Annotated in this window: 8 protein-coding genes (1 of these 8 running past the window's edge); 6 read left to right on the top strand and 2 right to left on the bottom strand. The window is 69.7% G+C overall.

The window, feature by feature from the left end:
- The first annotated feature begins 73 nt into the window (after positions 1 to 73).
- The 6 genes from IG04_RS0108050 to IG04_RS0108020 all read left to right on the top strand — a co-directional run bounded on the left by IG04_RS0108050 (position 74) and on the right by IG04_RS0108020 (position 15,682).
- On the top strand, positions 74 to 1,204 hold the full coding sequence (locus IG04_RS0108050; protein ID WP_030475920.1) for a lipase family protein: 1,131 nt from the start codon (positions 74 to 76) through the stop codon (positions 1,202 to 1,204).
- Between the two features lie 302 nt (positions 1,205 to 1,506).
- Positions 1,507 to 11,913, top strand: a complete 10,407-nt coding sequence (locus IG04_RS0108045) for a calcium-binding protein (RefSeq protein ID WP_063758232.1) — start codon at positions 1,507 to 1,509, stop codon at positions 11,911 to 11,913.
- A gap of 73 nt (positions 11,914 to 11,986) precedes the next feature.
- Positions 11,987 to 12,847, top strand: a complete 861-nt coding sequence (locus IG04_RS0108040) for an NmrA/HSCARG family protein (protein WP_030475918.1) — start codon at positions 11,987 to 11,989, stop codon at positions 12,845 to 12,847.
- Between the two features lie 13 nt (positions 12,848 to 12,860).
- Positions 12,861 to 13,316: an SRPBCC family protein gene (locus IG04_RS0108035; protein ID WP_030475917.1), complete on the top strand. Its 456-nt coding sequence runs from the start codon at positions 12,861 to 12,863 to the stop codon at positions 13,314 to 13,316.
- A gap of 424 nt (positions 13,317 to 13,740) precedes the next feature.
- Positions 13,741 to 14,343, top strand: coding sequence for a hypothetical protein (locus IG04_RS42350; protein ID WP_420843947.1), 603 nt, complete (start codon positions 13,741 to 13,743; stop codon positions 14,341 to 14,343).
- 130 nt (positions 14,344 to 14,473) lie between these two features.
- On the top strand, positions 14,474 to 15,682 hold the full coding sequence (locus IG04_RS0108020; protein WP_030475915.1) for an MFS transporter: 1,209 nt from the start codon (positions 14,474 to 14,476) through the stop codon (positions 15,680 to 15,682).
- On the opposite strand, the gene IG04_RS0108015 is transcribed toward IG04_RS0108020, so the two are convergent.
- Both IG04_RS0108015 and IG04_RS0108010 read right to left on the bottom strand, forming a co-directional pair.
- The gene (locus IG04_RS0108015; RefSeq protein WP_245815858.1) at positions 15,666 to 16,511 is read right to left on the bottom strand and encodes an XRE family transcriptional regulator; all 846 of its coding nucleotides are present in this window, start codon (positions 16,509 to 16,511) and stop codon (positions 15,666 to 15,668) included. The genes IG04_RS0108020 and IG04_RS0108015 overlap by 17 nt on opposite strands.
- Positions 16,512 to 16,521: 10 nt before the next feature.
- Positions 16,522 to 24,007: the 3' portion of a hypothetical protein gene (locus IG04_RS0108010; RefSeq protein ID WP_030475913.1), read on the bottom strand. It continues 19,565 nt past the right edge of the window; only the last 7,486 of its 27,051 coding nucleotides appear in the window; its start codon lies off the right edge, out of view; it ends in the stop codon at positions 16,522 to 16,524.

Below are 24,007 nucleotides of genomic sequence, written 5' to 3'. Positions count from 1 at the left end.
AACGGACTATTGTCCTGTTGCGGCGTTCGGCCCTACATTGCGGTAACGCCGGTTACCACAAAGGGGTCCAACGATGCAGCTCCGTGCCGTGCTCGCCGCCGTCCTCCTGTTGTTCACCCTGGTCGCGCCCGCCACCGCGGCGGCGCCGGGGGAGCTGGTCAGCAGCCGGGAGGTGGCGTGGCACCCGGAGCCGCTCAGGCTGCTACCGGCCCCGGTGAAGGCCTACGACATCCGCTACCGCTCGACGTCCGCGACGGGTGCGTCCACCGTCGTGTCCGGCATGGTGCTCGTGTCGCCGCTGCCTTGGAACAACGGCCCGCGGCCGATCGTGGCGTACGCGATGGGCACGCAGGGCATGGGTGACCAGTGCGCGCCGTCGCGGCAGTTGCAGAACGGCACCGAGGTCGAGATCGCGTTCCTCGCGCAGGCGATGTTCAACGGCTGGGCGGTCGCGGTGACCGACTACGAAGGCCTTGGCACGCCTGGGGATCACACGTACGCGGTGTCGCGTTCGGAGGGACGGGCCCTGCTGGACGTGGCACGGGCGGCGAGTGGCGTTCCCGGTCTGTCCGCGGCCGCGCCGGTCGGCGTTTTCGGTTACTCCCAGGGCGGTCAGGCCGCGTCGGCCGCCGCCGAGCAGTGGAAGTCCTACGCGCCCTCGCTCAACGTCGTCGGTGTCGCCGCCGGTGGCGTGCCGGCCGATCTGAACGCGGTCGCGAAGTTCAACGACGGCAACGCCGGATCGGGCCTCGTGTTCGCGGCGGCCGCCGGATACGCCGCGGCCTACCCCGAACTGCCCCTGGCGTCGGTGCTCAACGCCCGCGGCAAGCAGGTCATCGACAGGATCCGAGAGGCGTGCGTCGCCGAGATCGCTTTGGTGGCACCGTTCACGCGCCTCAACGCGCTGACGACCACGCCGGACGTCATCCAGAACCCGTTGTGGCAGCAGAGGTTGAAGGAGAACGCGCTCGGCTCGGTCAAGCCGGCCGCGCCCGTCTACCTCTACCACGGCACGCTGGACGAGCTGATCCCGTTCGGCGTCGGGCAGAAGCTGCGTTCGCAGTGGTGCTCGCTGGGTGCCGACGTGCAGTGGACCGCACTGCCGTTGCTCGGGCACGTCACCGCTGTCAGCGCTTGGGGTTCGAACGCGATGCTGTGGCTCGGTGACCGGTTCGCCGGGAAGCCGACCCGCCCGAACTGCTAGCCGGGAACCGGCGGGCACCCGCCACATCACGTCCAGCCGACCGACTCCCGGCGAACGTGCTCGCGACCCAGCACCTGGGTTACGCGGGTGCGCCCGTCCGGGTGCTGACCCACTCCCAGTAGGTGTCCGTTCGGCCGAACGGGTGATTGCCGTCGACTCGCCGATCCGAGGGTTAACGGTCGCTTCTGAGCGAGCGACTACCCGTGGTGGCGGCACAGGTGTGTCCTGCGTCACTCCATTTCGGATCAACTGACCTGGCAGCGAGGCATCGGGGGCCACGCCGTCGAGAAGGCGGGCCGGCCATGCGGTTTTCGCGTAGCAGCAGGCGAGCGATCGCGGCGGTGACCAGCGGCGCACTGGCGCTGCTGGGGTTCGTGGTGGTCAGTCCACCGGCAGTGGCCCAGGCGCCGGACGTGCAGAAGCTCCTCGCGGGGATCAGCGCGTTCGGCGACTTCTCCCGGCAGCTCGCGAGCGTCGGGAAGCTGGGCGAGGCGCTACCACTCGTGGGGGTCAGCCCCGGTGCCGCGCTCGGCTTCGGCGATCTCGTGGCCAAGACGGTGCACGACCCGCTGAAGGACAAGCAGAACTTCCCCGACCTCGCGGGCACCTACGAGCTCGGGGGCGGCCGGCCGGGCACGCTGACCGTGCAGACCAGCGACACCAACGGCGTCAAGCGCGTCGACGCCACGCTGCACGTCACCGTGGTCGCCGACAAGCAGCCGATCAGCGTCGCGGACCCGTCGGTCAGTTTCACCACGTCCGGTGCCGTGGACGTCACCTTCACCCTGGACGCGAGGTTCCGCTTCGCCTACCAGGAGTCCACCGGCTCGTTCTGGCTCGTCAAGGACGGTGACTCGCCCAAGTTCACCGTCGCGGCGTTGGGGGCGTTCGACCCGGACGGCGTCCCGTCCGCAGGCTTCGGCATCCTCGGCGTCGACCTCGACAAGAGCGCGTCGCACGTCTCCGTCGAAGCGAACATCACCGCGTCCGCCGACGACCCCAACGGTGACGGCAAGCTCACCGAGATCAGCGAGCCGGGCGCCGCCGCCGGGCTCTTCCACATCAACCTCGGCAACCCCGCGGGCAAGGTCGACGCGAACCTCAAGTTCACCAGCCAGCCGCTCGCGGGCGCGAACGTCGGCGGGCTCACCGGCACGATCGGCGTGCAGTGGCCGGACATCGCGAGCGGCACGCCGTCGATCACTGTCAGCGGCCCGGACCTGGCGCAGCTCACCCGCTTCACCACGCTCAACCCTCGCGACCTGCTCGAAGGCCTGAGCCACCTGGTCAACTCGATCGACGCGGTGCAGCGCGCCCAGTGGGGCTCGGCGGCCGACCCGGTCGGCAACGTGAACCTGCCGTTCATGCGCGGCACGGTCGCCGACGCAGTCAAGGCGGGCAGTGCGCTCGCGAAGTTCGTCGACGACAACGTGTTCAAGCCGGAGGAGGACCCGGCCAAGGCCGGGTTGCCCAAGTTCAGCTCGGTCCAGGAGCTCTTCACCAAGCTCAACGCCGGACCCATCGCCGTGTCCGGCGTGCACTACCGCGACGACGTGAAGAAGCTCGAGTTCACGCTGACCATGAAGCAGGACGCGCCGGACGACGGCCGGCCGCTGGACGTGGTGGCGAGTCTCAGTTCGGGCCAAGGCGACGGCGTCACCTACACCGGCACGACCCTCAAGCACGTCGGCAAGGCCAAGCCGTGGACCGTCGATGCGTTCAAGGGGCGCATCGTGTCCGCCGGCACCTCGCAGGGTGTCGTGAAGAGCAACACCGCCGACGAGATCACGCTGGAGGAAGGCTGGCAGGGCGGAGAACCCGCAGACAAGTCGCCGTACAAGGTGAACGCGCCGGACCCGATGACCGGCCAGGTGACGTTCGGCGACATCTTCGCGAGCAAGGGGCTCAAGGGCGCCAACGCCTTGAACGCCACCGCGACCGTGAAGCCGTCCTACGAGGCCAAGGCGACGCTGGTGCTCGACCTGCGCGATCCGATCAAGGGTGACGCGTGCAAGCCGCTCGACCCGGACGCCGCGGCCACCGGCTGCCCGTTCGCGGACAAGAACCCCGACGGCACCACGACCCTGGTGTCCAGCCTGCCGCGCACGCCCGACAGGTTCCTGCTGCGCACCGGCGGCAAGCTGCTCGGGGCGAGTGCCCAGGTCGACACGAACGTCGACGTGAACGGCAGCGTCGGATATCTCAAGGTGCACATGTCCGGCGACCTGCACATGTCCACTAAGGACGGCTCGGCCGACATGCTGTCGATCAGCCTCAAGAAGGTCGGTGACGCCGACGGCGACCTGCCGCTGTCGCAGATCTTCGCCAAGGTCGTCGACAACCCGGAGACGCCCGCGCTCGAACCGGAGAACCTGCTCACCGTCGCGGTCGGCGCCAAGGCCACGGCCACGGTGAAGCTCGACGTGCCGGGCATCCAGGACTTCTTCGGCGGACCGGTGCAGGTCGGCATCACCATGCCCGACATCACCGACCCGGCGAACGTCCAGTTCACCGGTCTCGACGCGCTCGACAAGGCCAAGGCGTTCGACTTCGACCCGGACAACCCGCGGGCGATGTTCGGCCAGATCATCAAGGCGCTGCAGGTGCTCAACGGCTCGCTGCAGGCCGTCGACGGCGACGGCAAGGTCAAGACCGCCATGACCACACCGCTACCGGTCGTCGGCAAGTCGCTGTCCGAGCTGCTCGGCAGCGCCGACGCCGGCACGGGCAAGTACGGCAACACCACGCTCGACGGCAAGAGCGTCGGCTTCCTGCGAGACGACACCAGGACCGGGGACAAGGCGTTCGGCGCGGACCTGCGGGGCCGTGCCGTGCTGGTCGGCACCCAGGTCGCGGTCGTCGTGGCCGCAGACCCGCAGAACAACCGCGTGCTGCTGGCCGAACCGTGGGGCCAGGTGCCTTCCGACGGCACGGCGTACGGGTTCCGCAGCCCATTGGAGGACGCGGTCGACAGGCTCACCGCCGCACCGCCGGACTACCTGCAGGACCTGGTCACGCAGCTGAACGCCGCGCTGCCCGCCGGCAGCGGCATCTCCTTCGCCTACCAGGTCGTCGACTCGAAGCCGTCGATCGTGCTCAAGGTCGACGTGAAGCGGAAGGTCGCGACCACGCAGCCGGTCCGGTTCTCGTTCACCGACGACAAGGGCACCGCGCGGTCCCTGGTCGGCGCTGAGGGTGAGGCCACCGCGAACCTCGCGCTGACCGGTTCCACCAAGATCGGGTTCGTGCTGCCGCTGGAAGCCGGCGACGGACCGGCGAACGCGGGTGGGCTCAAGGTCCTGCCCGACTCCACTGTGGACATCACCGCGCACGGTGGCATCACCGGTGTGGTGAAGTCCTCGGTCGGGCCGTTGTCCATCGCGCTCGGCAACCCGAAGGGCCCGGAGAAGGCCGTCGCGAACGCGCACTACAACGCGCACCTCGGCTACAGCGGGCAGAACCCGGTGTCACTGAGCGATTTCGTGAAGGGCGTGTCGCTGACCCTCAACGGCGACAACCAGCCCGTGACCTGCCAGGGCGACCCGGCGCAGGGCACCGACCTCGCGCTGTGCGCGGTCATGCCGGTGTTCGTGAGCTCCGACAACGTCAATTGGACGAAGCTGTCGAGTCCCGGTGACTCGTTCATCGTCCGGTTGCCGCGTCAGGTCGCGGATCTGGACCAGGCCTTCTCGTTCAGCCCTGATCTGCCCGGAGGCGTCAAGCGGTTCGAGATGCCGACCGACATCGGGCAGAAGATCCTCGACGCGCTGCTGGACTTCTCGCAGTTCGGCGACGGCATCGAGAAGTACCTGGCGATGATCGAACGCGCGCTGCGCACGGCCGCGTTCGACGGCAAGCTGCCGCTGGTCGGCGACGACGTCCAGCAGGGAGCCGACAAGTTCGGTCAGCTGCGCGCCAAGATCCAGGAGGCGATGACCAAGCTGCCGGGCGGCGGCCGGGTGAACAACACCGGCGAGCTGACCACGTGGGTCAACGACCACCTCAAGCCCGCGGTCGGCAGCGCGGTCACGGTCGGCTTCACCTGTGACGCGACGTTGCTGCCGGCGACGGAGGCGAAGGCCACCGCGCAGGGCACGGCCGGGACGAAGAAGTACGTGTACGGCGTCGTCGCGAGCGCCCAGGGCAAGGACGCGCCACCGGCCCTCGCCGAGGTGACCAACGGCGCCGATCCGCTGACCAACGACAACTTCAACCGGATCACCTGGAAGAAGTCGCAGTACGCGACCGGGTACAAGGTGATCCGCAAGACCGACCCGAACGCGAACAACTGGGTCGTGATCAAGGGCGACCTGGGTGCGGACGCGGTGTTGTTCGACGACAGGAACACGCCCAACGGCGCGGCGTACGTGCCGGCGACGACGAACCCGAAGCTGACGGACTGCCCGGCAGCGGCGGCGTTGCAGGACATCACCGGTGCCACGTTCACGTTCGACGTCTGCGACGGCGACGTCTTCGGCAACGACTGCGACAAGGAAACCCTCGCGCTGGAAAGCCCGCTCGACATCGGCATCCCCGGCCTGTCGCTGAAGGCGGCGGAGGGGGCGCCGAAGATGAAGGCGGCGCTGGCCTACCACCTGCACGTCAAGGTGGGCGTCGACAAGAGCAGCGGCTTCTACGTGGCGACGAAGGACGGGCCGAACCCAGAGCTCGGCGTCAAGCTGAGCTTCACCCTGCCCGACGCGATGAAGGCACGCCTGGCGTTCCTCGACGTGGACCTCAAGCAGCACGCGGGCGGCGCGACCGACCTGTTCGCCGGCACGTTCGTGGTCGACCTGCACAAGAAGGGGCAGGCGGCCTGTTACGAGAACTGCGGTCCCGCCGTTCCGGAGGACCGCATCACGCTGGCCGACCTGGCCGACGTCGGCCAGGTCACCGACGTGTCGCTGAAGGCCAAGGTCGGCATCGACTGGGACTTCGACGTCAGCGCCGGACCGCTGCCCGGCATCAACGGCTGGTTCCACCTCAAATGGGAGTGGAACGCGTTCGGCGGCAAGCCCGGCGACGGCACGCCGGAGATCGCGTTCAACAACGTCCAGCTCAACGCCGGCAAGTTCCTCGGCGAGGTGCTCAAGCCGATCGTCGAGAAGATCGCGCTGTTCACCAAGCCGATCCAGCCGGTCATCGACCAGCTCTACGCGCCGATCCCGGTGCTCTCGGACCTGTCGCGAGCAGTGGGTGGCGGTGACGTCAACCTGGTCACCATCGCCAAGGAGTTCTCGACCATCGCCGGTGGACCGGACCTGGAGTTCGTGGACAAGGTCCTGCGCGCGATCCAGCTGATCGGCAAGATCACCCAGAACGGCGGGGCGATCGACATCGGCAGCTTCGCCGTCCTCGGCGACAAGGCGAAGACCACGACCAACTCGCCGGACAACGCCGCGTCCCTGATCGACCCGAACAAGATCACGCTCGCGCCGGGCGACCTGGCGTCGAAGATCGACGCGTCGGCCGGTGGGGCGAAGGTCGTGTCCGAGGGCGAGGAGGGCAACAAGGCCGGCTTCACGTTCCCGATCCTGAAGGAGCCCTCGAAGCTCTTCGGCCTGATCATGGGCCAGGACGTGGACCTGATCCGGTTCGACTCGGGCCCGCTGCGCCTCGGTTTCTCCTACAGCCAGTCGTTCGGCCCGGTGTACGCACCGCCGCCGGTGCTGGTGACGATCTCCGGCAGCGCCTCGGTCGAGGCGCGGTTCCGGGCGGGCTTCGACACGTTCGGCCTCCGCAAGGCGATCGAGTCGGGCAAGGCGGCGTCCATTCTGGACTCGATCTACCTGGTCACGCAGGACGAGTCCGGAAAGCCGCTGCCCGTCGTCACGTTCCGCGGTGAGCTGGCCGCGGGTGCGGCGGTGAGCCTGGTGGTGATCGAGGTCGGCATCAAGGGCGGTGTCGCACTCACGATCAACCTCACCTGGGCGGATCCGAACAACGACGGCAAGTTCCGGTTCTTCGAGTTCTCCAAGGTGGCGCTGAACAACCCGATGTGCCTGTTCAACATGGACGGACGACTCAGTCTGTTCCTCAAGGTGTACATCACACTCGGGTTCTCGATCTTCAGCGTCTCGTTCGACTTCACGCTGGCCGACATCACGTTGCTCGACTTCTCCGTGAAACCCGACTGTTCGCCACCGCCACCCGTTCTCGCTCACAAGAACGGCACGACACTGGTGCTGCACATGGGTGACGGCGACATCGGCAAGCGCGGCCACTCCGCGTGGACCGCGAACAACGACGAGGAGAAGTGGACGATCACCCAGCTCGTCAAGGACGGCGGCGGGTTCGACGGCTTCGCCGTGAGCGCGCTGGGCTTCCGCGAGGAGTTCCGCGACCCGAACCTCACCAAGGTCCTCGGCAACGCGAGCGGCGACGACGGGAAGCGGATCATCGTCTTCCAGGGTGACGGCGACAAGAGCGGCGCCGCGAACGACGCCAAGGCCGCAGCCTTGCCGTTCGACAAGGACGTCGAGGTCACCGGCGGTGACGCCGACGACTCGGTCAAGACCGGCATCGGCAGGTCGGTCGTGAACGGCGGTCCCGGCAAGGACCAGATCACGACCGGCGACCTCGCGGCCGCGTTCGGCGGCAAGGGAACGGCGACGGTCGACGGTGGTGACGGCGATGACACGATCACCGTGGGCGGCGCTGACGACGTCGTGAGCGGTGGCGCGGGCAAGGACCGCATCGCCGCCGGGCTGGGCAAGAACCGGATCGACGGCGGCGCCGACGACGACAACATCGGCATCGCCTCGGACAGCCCGCTCGCGGTCAGCAACCCCGGCAAGCCGGAGTACGTCGCGCAGGCCAACGTGATCATCGGCGGAACCGGTAGCGACCGGATCTCCGGTGGTTCGGGCAACGACACGATCTACACCGGCACTGAGGTCGCGACCGGCGTGGACGACGCGGGCCCGGCCGACAAGGGGTTCAACGGCGACAACGGCAAGGACGCGATCAACGTCGTGGACACCGGCACGGGTACGGACACCGTGTACGGCAGCCAGGGCGTGGACCTCGTGACCGGTCATTCGCTGCTCGAGCAGGTCGACGACATCCGTGGCGGCGGCAACAACGACGTGCTGACGGGTGGTTACGGCAAGGACAAGGTGTACGGCGGCCCGCAGGACGACTACGTCATCGCGGAACCGTCGGACGTGGGCGAGGTGGCCGGTTCCGGCGTGTTCGGCCCGGTGCGGCCGGTCAAGCACCGCGTCCTGCCCGCCGGGGTGACGCCGCAGCCGAAGCTGCTGGTCGGCGGTTCGCACAACGACCATGTCATCGGTGGTGACGGTGGCGCCGACGTCTTCGGTGACAAGCACGCCAACCCGTGCGTGCCGCCGAGCGAGGACCCGGCGTCGATGCCGCCTGCCGAACCGCAGGACGGCGACGACGGCCGCGACATGATCACCGGTGGCACCGGCGTCGAGATCGTCGCCGCCGGTGGCGCGGCGGACAACGTGGACGCCAGGTCCGCCAAGGACCGGCTGTGCGGTCAGCTCGGCGACGACGTGCTGGCCGGTGGCAACGACGACGACACCATCTACGGCGGTGGTGGCAAGGACGTGGCCTACGGCGACGCGGGCAAGGACAACGTCTATGGCAACAACGACGACGACGCGCTGTACGGCGGTGCCGAGGACGACGTGATCGAGGGCAACAACGGCGTCGACCGCGCGTTCGGTGGTGCGGGCAACGACCGCGTCATCGGCGGCACCCGCAAGGCCGGAGAGCCCGACGTCGGCGACTTCCTCTACGGCGACACCGGCAACGACGTCGTCATCGGCGACAACGGTGTGGACGCGCCGTTCGACCTCGACGGGACGAACGCCGGTGCCGGTGGCGCGGACTTCGTCTTCGGTGGCGAGGACGAGGACCGGGCGTTCGGCGGTCTCGCGCACGACGAGGTGTTCGGTGGCCCGAAGGACGACTACCTGGAGGGCAACAACGCCGACGACGTCGTGCACGGTGACTCCGGCGAGGACCGGATCGTCGGCGGCAGCGCCGAGGTGGCCTCCGGTGCCGGTCGTCCGGACGCGGGCGACAGCCTGTTCGGCGACTCGGGTCCCGACCTGATCGCCGGTGACAACGCGGTTCTGTCCCTTGTGGACGGTGCGCAGGCAACGCCGGTCACGCTCGGGCGGCAGTTCGCCAAGGCGCACAAGGCCGAACTGCTCGACCTCGGGTACACGCCCGCCGCCGGCACGTCCGGCAAGGACAAGATCAGCGGTGGCGACGACTCGGACGTGATCTACGGTCAGGGTGACGAGGACGCCATCACCGGTGACGGGTCGGACGACTACGCCGAGGGCGGTCCCGCCCGGGACAGGATCGACGGCAACGACGGTCAGGACGACCTGGTGGGCGGCAGCTCGACCGAGGAGTCGGCCGGCGCAGGCCAGCCCGACGCCGGAGACGTCGTGCACGGCAACAACGACCAGGACGTCGTGCTCGGTGACAACGGCCGGCTCGTGCGCGGCGGAACGCTCAACCGGATCACGCTGGAACGCGGCATGACCGGGCGCGCGATCTTCCTGTACGACCTCGGTCTCACCCCGCACGCCGACTCGTCCGGTCCGGACGAGGTCGACGGTGACGACGCGAACGACGTGATCATCGGCCAGGCCGGTCCCGACCGGTTGAAGGGCAACGGTTCCGACGACTACGTCGAGGGTTCGCAGGGCATCGACTTCATCGAGGGTGACGAAGGCGACGACGACCTCGTCGGTGGCAACAGCACGCCGCTGTCCGGCACGGGTGACACGACGGCCGGCCAGCTCGACTCGGCCGACGCGATGTTCGGTGGTCCGGGTGACGACGTCGCCATCGGTGACAACGGCGTGGTGCTGCGCCCGGCGCCGGGGGAGACCCCGACGCGGGCCACGGTCCGGCTCGGGTCCGCGGGCGGAAACCCCGCCGCACAACGGATCGTGCAGCGCTACGACCTGCAGGCCGGTCCGGCCGACCGGTTCGGTGACGACCGGATGTCCGGCGGCTCGGGCGTGGACGTCCAGTGGGGCCAGGACGGTGGGGACTTCCTCACCGGCGACGGCGACGCGGACTACCTCGAGGGCAACGGCGGCGGTGACGTGCTGCGCGGTGACCGCGGGCTCGGCTCCCCGTCGGAGCAGACCACGGTCGTACCGCTGGTGGAACCGAACTGGCCGGGAACCGCGAGCGGACCGGACCAGCTGGTCGGCACCGCGCCCGACGGGCAGGACGACATGATCGGCGGCAGCACCATCCAGGGCTTCCGCGATGGTGGCGACGCGTTCGAGGGCAACCGCGAGGACGACGTCCAGCTCGGTGACAACGGTTCCCTGAGGCGCACGCTGCAGGGCCAGCCGGGGTCGATGACCGAGCAGGTCTACGCCGAGCGTTACGAGTCCGGAGCCGTGCCTTCGAACGCAACGGTGTCGCGCGTAGCCGACATCGGTCCGTCGACCAGGTTCTGCACGACAGCGCAGGCGACCTGTGAACCCGGTGGAGCCTTCGGCAACGACACCATGTTCGGTGACGACGGCAACGACGGGATGTGGGGTCAGGACGGCAACGACACCATGCACGGCCAGAACGGCGATGACGACATGTACGGCGAGCTCGGCGACGACGTGATGTTCGGCGGCGACGGCGAGGACGCGATGCTCGGTGACCGCGGTGGTGTGGTCAACGAGTACATGAACGCCAACGACGTGGCTGCGCGTGGCTTCACGGTGAGCCTGAACTCGGTGCCGCAGGAGTCCTACACGGGCTTCCGCGCCGACTCCTACGACCGGCGGGCCGACCTGCTGCACGACGTCGACGGCGACCAGTTCGTCGGCGGCCCGACCGCACCGGCCATGCCGCACAACGGCATCGCCGAGGGCGGCGACGACCGCATGCGCGGCGGTCAGGGCAACGACAACATCCACGCCGGGTTCGGCGACGACCTGGTCAACGCCGACAGCGGCGGCGACCAGACGTTCGGCGGCGACGGCGCGGACGTGCTGTGGGGCGGCAAGGGCTGCGACCAGGTGGTCAACGCCCAGACTCCGGACTGCCTCACGAACGGCACGTTCGACGCGGCCTCCCGCGGCACGAACGACAGGTTCGTGGACCACACCTTCGGTGGCGTCGGCGGTACCTCGTCGGCATCGCAACAGGGTGCGCTCGGGTCGGACGTGCTGGACTTCAACCCGCGCGGCTCCTACCCCGGCAACTGCGCGCAGGGCCTGTGGCCGCAGACGCTCGGCGACGGCGCGGTCGACCCGTGCCTGTGGTTCGAGATGACCGAGAAGACCAACGACAACCCCGCCGTTCCCGCGACGCTGGCCGACAACCAGCACCACGACGGCACGGACTGGATCTACGGCGGCTGGGACCGCGACGTGCTCCAGGCCGACCGCGCGCAGAACGGCCCGAACCCCGGTGACCGCCTGATCGACTGGGCCGGCGCGTACAACCTGTACACGCACTGCCCGGCCTCCTACGGCGGTTACAACGACATCCGTCAGCGCAGCCCCGGTATGGAGGCGTTCCTGCAGAAGCTGGCGTGGGCCTCGGGTGCCGGCCAGACGGCCGGCGACGCGACCACCAGTGGCACCTCGGCGTTCCGCGAGCTGGCGCTGGTCTACCCGTCCGACAACAACCAGCACGGCGTCGGGCCCGCCTATCCCACGACACCGGGCCACTTCGACTCGCCGGTGTCCTGCTCGGACTGAGAGCGAGCGGGAGCATCCGGAGCCGTGGGTAGCGGCTCCGGATGCTCCCGCGTTGGACCGACAGGAGGTCGGCGTGAACGACGCCGGACTGGTCGTGGTCACCGGTGCGACCGGACGCCAGGGTGGTTCGGTCGCACGGCACCTGCTCGCCGGTGGCTGGCGGGTGCGTGCGCTGACCCGTGATCCCTCGTCACCCGCGGCCGGGCGGCTCGCCTCGGCGGGCGCCGAGGTGGTGCGGGCGGACATGGCCTCCCCCGACTCGCTGCGGCCTGCCTTTGCGGGCGCGCACGGGGTGTTCAGCGTCCAGAACCCGATGATCAGCGGCCTCGACGAGGAGGTCCGCCAGGGCCGCGCGGTCGGCGACGCCGCGGCTTCGGAGGGCGTGCGGCACGTGGTGTACGCCTCGGCGGGGCCCGGAGTGCCGGGAACCGGTGTGCGGCAGTGGGAGAACAAGCTGGTGGTGCGGGCCCACCTGGAGTCGCTCGGGCTGCCGCTGACCGTCCTGCGCCCGATGGCGTTCATGGAACTGATGACGGACAAGGACTTCTACCCGGCTGTGTCCATGTGGCACCTGATGCCGAAGCTGATCGGCGCTGACCGGCCGCTGTTGTGGTTCTCGGCCGACGACGTCGGCGCCGTGGCGGTCAGGGTGTTCGCGGAGCCGGACCGGTTCGTGGGTGCGGATCTCCCGCTCTGCGCGGACGTGCGGAGCGTCGACGAGTGCCGTGCGCTCTGGCGGGAGGCCCGTGGTCGTCCGCCGCGGGGTTTCCGGATGCCGATCTGGCTGTTCCACAGGTTCGTCGGCGATGACCTGACGAGAATGTGGCGATGGCTGCGCACGCATCCCGTTGCGGCCGACATCGGCGCGACGAGGGCGATCGTGCCGTCCGTTCGCACGGTTCGTGAGTGGCTGGTGCAGCGAACCTACTCGTAGTAAGTTCGGCCTCATGACGCCGGACGCCTCTGCGCACATCGACGTTGCCGCCTCGCCGCAGCGAGTGTTCGAGCTGGTCAGCGACCTCCGTGGGCTCAGTCGGTGCGCCGAGGAGTACTCGGGCGGCAAGTGGCTGAACGCCGCGGGCCCACGGGTCGGTGCGCGGTTTCGCGGCCTCAACAAGCGCGGCTGGCGGAAGTGGCCGACGACCTCAACGGTGACCGACTGCTCCGCGACCCGGTTCGCGTTCGAGGTGAAGTCGCTCGGCATGGCCGTGTCGCGCTGGCAGTACGACATCGAGGAGACCGGCGAGGGCTGCCGCGTCACCGAATCGACGTGGGACCGCCGGCCTGGCTGGTACGTGCCGGTCACGCGGCTCGCGACCGGGGTGAGGGACCGCGCTGTGACGAACCAGCGCAACATCGAGGCGACGCTGCAGCGACTGAAGCAGGCCGCCGAGTCAGCTTGATCGTTCCTCCCGCTCCGCGGCACCAAAGCGGCCCGCGCCCACGAGAACCCGCCCTGACCAGCAAGATCACCATCACCCGCAAAACCTTAAAAGCATTTAAAACCAACAAGGTCCAGTCCATTTTGAACCCCGTTCGTGACCTCCCCGTAGTCATCGGTACAACACCGTTCGACCCCCGAGGAGACACAGAATGGGCGCTCGACACCGCAAGCCCGCCATGATCGGCGCGGGCGCCGTGCTGGCGATCGCTGCTGTCGCCGGTGGCATCTTCGCCTTCAGCGGCACCAACTCGAACGCGGCTGAGGACTGCGGCGGGCTGGACACCGCCCTGCAGAACAACCTGACCTTCATCGCCGGTCAGCAGGCGAACCCCGACGCGCAGTCGGACGCTCGCATCCAGAACCGCCAGCAGGTCGTGAACCTCATCAACCAGCGGCGTGCGGCGGCCGGCTGTGGCAACAACGTCCAGGCCAAGCCCGAAGCCGGGCAGGCCGCCACGTCCGGTGAGGACTGCGGCGGGCTGGACAAGGCGTTGCAGAACAACCTGAGCTTCATCGCGGGCCAGAAGTCCAGCCCGGACTCGCAGTCCGAGGCGCGCATCGCGAACCGGCAGGCCGTGGTCGACCTCATCCAGCAGCGACGCAAGGCGGCGGGCTGCGCGGGTGACGGTGGCGCGGCCGACGCCGGCCAGGGCAACGCGAACCAGGGCAACGACAACGCCGGCAACCAGCCCACCCAGCAGCCCGATGCGAACCAGGGCAACGACAACGGCGCTACCGGCCAGCAGGTCTGCAACGGCTCGACCGTCACGCTGTCCGGTGAGGGTGGCGCGCCCGCCGCGTCCAGCGGCACGTTCCCGATCGGCACCACGCTCAAGGTGACGAACCTCGACAACAACAAGTCCACGACCGTCAAGGTGGCGTCGGTGTCCGGCAGCTGCGCGCTGCTGAACAACGCGGCCTTCGAACAGGTCCGTGAGCCGGGCAAGTTCCTGATCCGCAACGCGCGGATCGAGAAGATCGGCTGATCTGTCCACAACGGACAGCACACCACGACAGCCGGGTGTTCCCTTCAAGGCGCGGGGGAACACCCGGCTGTTGCGTGGTCACCGGGAATAGTGTGGTCAGGAGTCCGCCAGTAGTGAAGCCTTGGTCGTCGTGACGGAGAAAGCAACGGCACCATCTGTCCTGAAGAACGTGGCCTTCCTGCGGCTGTGGACCGGCACGACCGCGTCGGGGCTCGCGATGTGGGCCCTGCCGTTCGTGCTCGGCCTGGCCGTTCTCGAACGTTCGATCACCGCCGTCGAACTTGGCGTCGTCCTCGCCACCAGAACCGTCGGTTTCCTGGTCGTGGTACCCGTGGCCGGTGTGCTCGCCGATCGCCATTCACGACGCAACGTGGTCTTCTGGTCGTGCCTCACCGGCGCGGTCATGACACCCGTGATCGCGCTCGGCATGGGCAGGTCGTTGGTGCTCATGGCCGCCGCGGCCGCGATCGTCGGTGCCGGTCAGGCCGGCTGCCGGCCCGCGTTCCAGGCGATGGTGGCCGAGGTGGTTCCCGAGTCGCAACGGCAGCAGGCCAACGCCGCGACCACCCTCGCCATCAGGGTGACCACGCTGGCCGCCCCGAGCCTCACCGCTCTCGCCGCGCTCCTGGTCGACGCCAGGGCACTACTGATCATCACCGCCGCGCTCTGGCTGGCCGCCGCGTTCGTGCTCCCCCAAGGCACCAGGGCACCAGATCGCACCACCGCCCAGGCCAGCTTCGCGGCGGACTTCCTCGAAGGCCTGAACGAGGCACGCCGCCATCCGTGGCTGCTCTCCGGACTCGGCGCGCTGACCGCGATGGTCGCCTTCGGCTACTCCGCCACGGCCGTCCTGCTGCCGGTGGTGAGCCGCGACCGCTACGACACGGAGGCGGTGCTGGCGGCCGCCACGACCGCGTACACCCTCGGTGCGCTGGCGGGAGCCGCGCTGATCGGCCGCTGGCGTCCGAAGACGCCAGGATGGGCCGCACTGGCCGGACTGGCCTGCTACGGCCTGGTCCCGCTGGCCCTGCTGCTGCCGGTGCACTGGTTCGTGCTGATCGCCGTGTACGTCGTGGCGGGTGTCGGGATCGAGCTGTTCAACGTCCCGTGGTTCACCGCGGTCCAGCGAGAGGTCGAGCCGGGCAAGCTCGCCCGCGTCTCCTCGCTCGACTTCCTGCTCTCCTTCGGCCTCGCGCCGGTCGGCCTGGCCTTCATCGCACCGGCCATCGACCACTTCGGGGCCGGCGTCGTGCTGGGCGCCTGCGCGGTCATCTGCTTCGCTGCCCCCGCAGCAGCCGCACTGGTCCCGAGCTCCAGGGGGTTCACCAGGTCCAGCTGAAGCCGCGGACGCCGGGCTGCACGTCCAGAGCGACGTCCAGCAGCGTGCGGCCGGCGGCGACGGCGGACCCGTCCGCGAGCTGGGTGACGGAGCTGGGAGGGGCGCCCTCGAACGTCACCTCCAGCACGTACTCCCGCGTCGGCAGCCGGAACTTGCGCTCGTAGTTCGTCGCGGGCGGACACGGGTCCTGGTTCACCAGCTCGTGCTCGATCACGACACTCTCGCCCTTGCGCAACGGCCGTTCGAACAGCAGCTCCGCGACCAGCAGCCCCTCGGCCGGCTCGCGGACCACCTGGCCGACCGTGCAGTTCTTCAGGGCGCTGACCAGCGGCAACGGCCGGTCGTGGTCGTCGATGTGCATGATCACGACCCACCGGTCGGGCCCGGTCATCGACGCCGACAGCACCTGCCGCGACCGGAAGACCCGCTCGGTGCGGTCCGCCCCGATCGTCACGAAGTCCTGCTGGCTCACGCGCAGGAGCTGGTCGTCCCACTGCGTGTCGAGGCCGTTCAGCGCGTGCTCGACGGGCGTCTGCGGGGACCAGAACGCGGACATCGGCGCCGGGGCGTTGCGCAGCCAGCGGCCACGCGGGCGCGGCGGCCCCAGCAGTTCCGAGAGGTGGCCGGGCGGCAGCTCCAGGATGTGTTCCAAGTGGACGACGGCCTGCAGCGACTTCTGCCGCTCGGGCCGGCTGCGGCCCGTCTGCCAGTAGCTCAGCGTCGCCATGGAGACGGTCACGCCGTTCTGGGAGAGGTGTTCGCGCAGGCGCTCCAGACCGAGACCGCGATTCGTGATCGCCGTCCGGAGCGCCTGCGCGAACTCGTCCACGCTGGTCACGCTAATGCATCTGCACGTCCGGCTGCAGCCCTCCAGGCGGCTGGTACGGCCGGTAGGTGACCTGCCGTCCGTCCATCACCACCTCGACCTCGACGGTGTCGGGGAACGGCGGGCCCATCGGACGCAGCAGCACCGGCTCGTGGCCTTCCTGGTGGATCCGGACGTTGACGCTCTGCTGCGTCGCGATCAGGTGTCCGAGCAGGTCACGGGCGTTGGTCCAGCCGCTGTTCTCGGCGGCGTCGGCGTGCATGTGCCAGTTCTGGTTCTCCACCAGTGCCCCGTACAGGTGGCCCTGGTGCATCGGCCTGCCGACGGAGTAGTCCGCCACGGCCTTGGTCACGGCCCGGTGGCCGGCGGCCAGTCCGACGACCTGCCGGCGCAGCGTCACCGGATCGACCCCGCGGGCCTGGCCGACGACCGCGTACAGGCCGTTGGCGGTGACCGGCGGCGTGGGCTGGCGGACCAGCAGGTCCTCGTTGAGGAACCGCAGCTGCCGCCGCGCGGTGCTCACGTGGTCGGACGCCACCAGCCCGTGGGCCGCGACGACCTTCTGGTCCTTCTGGATGCCCGCCTGCACCTGCTCGAACGGCGCGGGCATCGGCGCGGACACCGCCGGGTTCATCCGGTTCTTCTGCGGCGCGCCGAGCTGGGTCTTCATCTTGGCCGGCGGGTTCCACGTGTTCGTGGTCTGCCCGTCCGCAGGCGGCAGGAACGGCTCGACTACCGCGTGCGCTCCGGTGGCGAGACGTTCGCGCTCGTCGGCGAACTTGGTGCCCGCCTTGGAGGACTTGCCGTCGAGGAACCGCTCCGACACGTTCGGCAGCGCGGTGTGCGACTGCGGCAGCTTGCCGTCCTTGATCAGCCCGTAGGCGATCCTGGACAGGTCGGTGCCGGTGTCGCCCGCCACGAAGTCGGTCGTGAACGCCTGGCCGCGCACCGGGTGCCGGTTGTTCTGAACGTCCACTTTGGCGCGTTCGGTGGCGGCGTCCATGTCCGCGGCGTCGGCCGGGGTGTGCAGCTTGGCGAGCTCCGCGGCGTAGAACCGGTTGAGCGACTGGCCGAGCTGCCCGAACTCCGCCTGGCCCTCGCCGAACCGCACCTTCGGCTCCGCCAGCGGCACGAGGCCGTCGACGAACAGGTTCGGCTCCGGCGTGTAGGGCAGCAACGGGTGGATGCCCTGCTGGGTCCGGCGCGCGTGCATGTCCGCGTCGATCACCTGTACGAACCGCTCGTGGAAGTCCGGCTCGGCCAGCTTCGCCCGCAGGGTCTCCTTCTGCGCGTCCGTGGTCTTCGAGTCGTCGCCGATGCGCGTGAGGACGGCGGCGTGCAGTTGCTCCGGCGTGACGGCGACCCGGTACCCGCCGCCGATCATCAGCGGCCGCGACGGGTCGACGGCGTCGTCGCCGACCGTGCCGTCGATGAGCCGCGTGACGTGGTCGAAGACGTGCCCGCCCTGCCGGGTCGTGCGGTCGCCCGCGTCGAAGTCCATGACCGCCACGTACGGGTGCGTTCCGGTGGCCGCCAGGGCCGTCACCGCGAACACGTGGGCGTCGCTGTCCAGCGTGGCGTTGCGGGTCTCGCCGAACTTGAAGCCCTTGGGCCCGTGCGGAACGCTCACCAGTGCGACCGGTTCCGTGCGGCCGTTGACCGACGGGGTCGCGCCGGCGATCGAGGCGTCGATCTCCGCCTGCGTCGCGCCGTTCACGCCGAGCACGAACGCCACGCGGCCGTCCATGTCCTGCGAGCCGGCCATGACACCGTTGATCACATTGTCGAGCTGGTCGAGCTTACTCGCCTCTACGATCATGCTGACCACGAACGACGGCTTCTCGTTGGCGTCGATGCTCTCCTGCGTCCGCTGCAGGTAGTTCTCCGCGGTGATCTGGGTGAGCGGGTGGCCCTGCGCCAGGTTCTCGTAGGCCGCGTTGTGCACGCCGTTCTCGTTGAACGGCGCCGCTTCCTGCTCGGTCATCTCGGCGTCGTCGTCCTCAATGGACAGATCGGCGAGGTCCTCGCGGGCGCGCTTGACGGCGTCCCCGGCCGGGTCGATGGGCAGGTGTTCGTTGCCGCGCTTCGGCATGTTCGGCGGAGGCAGCTCGGAGCGTTCCTCGACCGCTGGCTGCGGCGGGTTGTGCGTCTGCAGCGCCGCCATCCGGTCGGAGACCAGCTGCAGGTGGCGCGGCTTGAGCCGGGCGTCCGCCGCGTCGATGCCCTGGGTCATGGGGGAGTTGTCGTTGACGACGCGTCCCCTGCCGTCCTCGTGCTGGAAGATCGGCTTCACGTCGCCGGTCTCCAGGTACTCGTCGCGCAACCCGAGGAAGTGCCCGACCTCGTGCGCCAGGCGCCGCGAATCGGTGTGCGCGGGCCAGGTGAGCTGGTTGGCCCGCCCGTCCGGGTCGTTCGTGACGTCGATGGTGGCGTGCGCGTCAGCGGGGTCGTTCGTGAACTCGACCGTGACGTGGAACTGCTCGCCGCCGGGCAGCCGGTAGCCCTGGTTGTACAGCTCCTCGACGCCCGCGCGGGTGCGGTCCTGGACGTCGGCGTCGCCGTTGTTCAGGTGCAGCCGCACGGTGAAGTCGCGGACCGGCACGCCGTCCACGTCCAGAACGCGGTTGTCGTAGGCGATCGGGCCGCGCCAGGCCTTCATGGCGATGCCGTGCGGGCCGACCTTCGTGGAGTCGAGGACACCGCCGTCCTCGCCGCGCACCCAGCTGGTCGCCGGGGTCGTGGCGCGCACGTCCGCGATGGCCTGGGAGGACACCGGGTGCTGCGGGTCGAACCACGCCGCGCTCGTCTCCGTGCTGTGCGACGGACTCGGGTCGGCGGGCGGCACGGTGGACGTCGGCGCGTCCATCGGGGGAGCGGACGGGGCCGGGTCGTCGTCGATCTCGGAACGGTGGTCCGTGAACGCCTCCGGGCTCACGTTCGCGCCGGACGGGATGATCTCCGCGTCGGCCGGCGACGGTGCGCCGACCAGGTCCGTGAACGCCGTCTCCTGCGCGAAGTTCGTGCCGTGGTTGTAACCCTGGTCGTGGTTGAAGACGTCGGCGGCGAGCTTGTCCGGGTTCGAGGTGTAGGACGGCGTGTTGCCGACCGTCTCCCACATCCGGTGTGCCCAGCCGTCGAACGCGGCCCGGCTCTGCGGGGTGCTCAGATCGCCGAACTGCGCGATCTGCGCCGTCTCGATGATCGGGCGGCCGAACTCCCTGGTGAACGCCCGCGCGACCGGTTCGGCGCCGTGCCGCTGGATCATCGTGGCGATGTCGTCGGTCCTCGTGTCGAGCACGACCGACGCCCGCAGCAGGTCGATGCCCGCCTCGGACTGGCCTGGGTTCGACCGCAGCGCCGACTCGACCTGCCGGGCCAGCGGAGAGGCGTTCGTCATCGCGTCGGCGGTCAGCGCCTTGAGATGGCTCTCCACCACGACGTCCGGCACGCCGGCGGGTGCCTGGGTGCCCGACGTGCTCGCCTCGGTGGACGGCGGTTGCGGTGCCGGACGGGTCTCGGCGTCCCTGCTCGTCGACGCCTCAGTGGACGAGGACGTCTCGGGTGCCGGCGGAGGCGGGGGAATGGATGACGTCGTGGTCGTGTCCGGCGGGGTGTTGTACTCGGCGATCTTCCGGTCGACCACCGCCTTCTTGTCCCACCACTCCTGCTGACGGCCGTCCGCCGTCGTGCGGGCGTCGTTCAGCCTGGTCTCGGCCGCCGTGACGAGCGCCCTCTGCGCCGCGTGGTCGGCGGCGAGCTGGGCCGCGGCCTGGTCGTGACGGGCCTGCGCCGCGATCCGTCCTGCCTCGGCCTGGGCCACGACCTGTTGCTGCGCCACGAGGTCCGCACGCCGGGCGGCGGCCTCCGCACGCAGCCCGTCGATCGCGTCGTTGGCGGCGTCGAGCCGGTGCTGGGCGTCCTGCATGCTCGCCCTCGCACCGGTGAACGCGCCTTCCGCGGTGCGCAACGTGGTCTGGGCGTCGGTGTGCGCCAGACGTGCGGCGTCGGCCTGAGCCTGGAGGGCTGCGTTGCCCGGCGCCGCGGCCAGCTGGTCCTCCAGCGTCCGCAGCGTCTTCGCCTTGGCCTCGACGTCCGACTTCGCGTCGTCGACCTCGAACTGCGCGGTCATCGCCAGTGCTGCGAAGCCGCCGACCTTGGGCGACAGCTCGGAGATCGCGTCGAGCGTCCGTTGCGCCTCCAGGCGGGCGGTCTCGGCGTTGGTCTCCAGTTCCGGGAGCTTCGCCTGCTCGTCCAGGTGCGTCTGGATCGCGTTGTTGTAGTCGATCTGGACGGGGGTGAAGGCGGAGTCGGCCCTGGCGAGCACCGTGGCCGAGGTGTTGATCACCTGCTGCGCCTCGTGCCGCACCGTGTCGACGGCGACCTCTGCGGTGCGCCAGGCGTCCGCCGCGGTCTTCACCTCGGTCTGGGCGGTCGCCAGCTCCGGGCTGAAGTCCTTGCCCAGCAAGGTCTGCGCGTCCGACGCCGGCATCCGGACCGCGGCCGAGTTCGGCACGGACAGGTCGACGACGGCGGTCCTGCCGCCGATGGTCGCCACCACGCGGTACTCGACACCGAACTGCACCAGTCCGGTCGTGGCCTTCGGCTTGAGGTTGTTGACCTTGTTGTCGGTCTGGCCGCCGGAGTTCGCCGTGGAGTCCTCGCCGGCGTGGCGCAGCTCGACGCCGCTCGTGGCGAAGGTGACGTTGTCCTTCGGGTCGGTGTTCTGCTTGATCCCCGCGCCGCCGGTCGCGAGCCCGACGGACACGTCGCCGCTCTCGGTGACCTTCGAGTCGGTGCTGGTCGCGGTGACCTGTGACGTCGGGTTCTCCAGCGCCACGCCGTCACTGAGCGACCCCAGCGTCGGGGCGACCAGCTTGGCGTAGACCTTGACGTCCGCGTCCTGGCCGAACGTCAGCGCGGCCTCGTGCAGGCCCGGCACGCTCAGCGGGCCGGACAGCATGCCGGGCAGGTGCGGCTGCAGGTTCTCCGGGCTCAGCGTGGCCAGCAGGCTGTTCAACGCGCCCGTGCCCTTGCCGGTGAGGCCCTTGTTCGCACCCGCCGCCTTCAGCGCGTCGATCGTCGCCGCACGCAGGTCCTGGGCGCCGCGCAGGTTCTCCACCGACGAGCCCGGTGGCAGCGCGGAGGGGCTGCCCTCCTGCTGCCAGCCGGAGGCGGCCTGCGGGGTGCCCTGGTCGGCGGGGCGGGCGTTCTGGTCCTTCGTGTAGGGCTGCGGCGCGGCCGAGCCGTCGACCTTCTGGTTGTCCGCGTGCAGGCGGACGGTCATCTCCTGCGGGCCGCTGGGCGCGCTCGCGACGAGCTTGTCGCCCTTCTCCACCACGAGCTCGAACTCGATGGGCACGGTGTAGCGCGCCGCCGGTCCGCTTCCCGCGCGGAAGCTCGCGAACTGGTCGGTCGTCGACGTGCTGACCGAGCTGCTCTTGGACTGACCGACGTTCGCCGCCGCGAGCACACCCGCGGTGCCGGAGACGTTCGGGTTCGCGCTGCCCGGCGAGGCGAGACCGGGCGCCTTGAGCCCGATGCCCCAGCCGGTGCCGCGGCCCTGGCCGTCGGTCACCCTGTGCGAGCCGGCGATCGTCGACTCCATCTCGACGCCGTCGTTGACGACGTCCTGGAACTGCGGGGTGTCCGCCTTGGCGCGCAACGTGACCTGGAACGAGTCCTTGCCGAACGTGCCGGGCTGGTGCACCAGCAGCGGCACGCCGCCGTCCAGCGCACTGTCGATCATCGCCTTGACGCTGGCCGGCGAGCTGAAGTCGACCAGGCGCTGCAGGTTGCTCATCGAGTCGTTGAGCACCGAGTCCGGCAGCAGCGGAGCGCCGAAGCGCTTCGCCGTCTTCGCGTTGACCTTCTCGGAGAGGTCCGCGACCACGGCCGTCAGGTCCGGCACGCTCTCCACAGTGGACAGACCGAGCGCACTGGGCTCGCCCTTCGCCACCGTCGCGGGCGGCGCCATCTTCGGGAAGTCGGGCTTGGGCACGGTCGGCTGCACGTCGGGCAGCAGCCCCATGTCCCTGGCGACGTCCTCGGTCACCCGCACGAACACGGACTTCGGCAGGTTCACGGTCGCGCCCTCGGCCTTGGGCGTGGAACCGGCGATGAAGTTCGCCGCGCGGCTCTCGCCGACCACGGTGACCTCGGCGTCGAGCTGCACCAGCACGGTGCGGCCGCCCGCGGGCGTCACGTAGTTGCGGTCGTGGCTGCCGCCGACCTCCTTGCCGGACGACTTCGAGTCCGACCACGGCGTGAGCTTGCCGGCCACCGCGACGCCACCGGCACCGCTGGCAGGCGTGGGCTCACCCGCGGGAGGAGGCGTGGCGTTCGGCTTGATCGGCACGTTGACGCCGCCGGTGACATCGACCGACCGGTTCGTGGACGACGACTGGCCGGCCTTGTAGCCGCCGGTGCTGGCGTTCTCGGTAGCGGTGTTGTCCGAGATGGACACGATCTTCGGGTTGCTCAGGCCGAACTTCACGCCGATCGCGCCGGTGCGGTCGGTGACGCGCCGGTCGTACTTGAGGCCCTGTTCCTGGATGCCGGTCTCGGTCAGCGTGCGCAGGTTGGCCTTGATGTTCTCCGGGGAGAACATCTTGTCGATCTGGGCGCGCGACGCGGTGCCAGGCACGGTCAGTGCCGAGTCACCACCGGCCGCGCGGTTGAGCGCGTCGATGGCCTGGTCGCGCAGCGCCGTCGTGTTCACGACGGCCTCCACATGCAGGAAGTCCGGTGCCTTCTCCTTGGGCCCGGTGCTCAGGAGCTGCTTGACGGTCGGCGCGTCCTTGAGGGGCCTCCGTTCCGGCGTGCCCGGCTCGAAACCCTTGCCGGGATCGGAGTCCAAAGTGGAGCTGTCCGACACCCAGAGGTTGACCTCGCCCTTGATGGGCTTGAGGCCGGTGGTTCCGTCACCGGTCTTCGCCACCGTGCTCTGCTCCGGCGAGTGGAAACCGGGAGCGCCGGGCACGACCCGCCGCACCCAGGCCCGCGGCCGGGTGAACGTGGTGATCTCGACCTCGAACTCCACGTCACCGCGGAACACCTGGGCGTTCGGGCTGCCGACGGTGAGCGAGGTGCTGTTGACCGTCGGACCGGCCGAGGTCCTGTCGGTCCACGCGTGGTTGTACTTCACGCCGGCCTGCGGCGTCGGCGTCAGCTTGACGAGCTTGGTCTCGCCGGGGATGACGACCTTGCCCTCGACGCCACCGCTCCAGCCCTTGGTGGTGCTGGTGGCGCTGTCGAGCTTCGGGCCGGTCGACGACGCGTCACGGACGTTGCGCGCGTCGGCCTGACCGAGGTGCTTCGGGTCGGAGACCTTGGCCTTCACCGTCACGTTGACGTAGGTGTTGGTGGTCTTGCTGCTGCTCTTCAGCTGCACCTGGACGCCGGGACCCATGAGGCTGTCCATGTTGGTCCGCAACGCCGCCGGCGAGAGCTGCGAGGTCAGCCTGCGCTGGTTCGCGAGCTGCTCGGCCACGTCGGAGAAG

This window comes from Lentzea albidocapillata (assembly GCF_000719115.1).
Lineage (GTDB): Bacteria > Actinomycetota > Actinomycetes > Mycobacteriales > Pseudonocardiaceae > Lentzea > Lentzea albidocapillata.
Note: the sequence above shows the minus strand (reverse complement) of the source record. Positions and strands in the feature narration are given on the sequence as shown.

Bases quoted from the DNA above. Each gene is read 5' to 3' on its own strand.
- IG04_RS0108050 (WP_030475920.1), top strand. From the start codon at position 74: ATGCAGCTCCGTGCCGTGCTCGCCGCCGTCCTCCTGTTGTTCACCCTG.
- IG04_RS0108045 (WP_063758232.1), top strand. From the start codon at position 1,507: ATGCGGTTTTCGCGTAGCAGCAGGCGAGCGATCGCGGCGGTGACCAGC.
- IG04_RS0108035 (WP_030475917.1), top strand. From the start codon at position 12,861: ATGACGCCGGACGCCTCTGCGCACATCGACGTTGCCGCCTCGCCGCAG.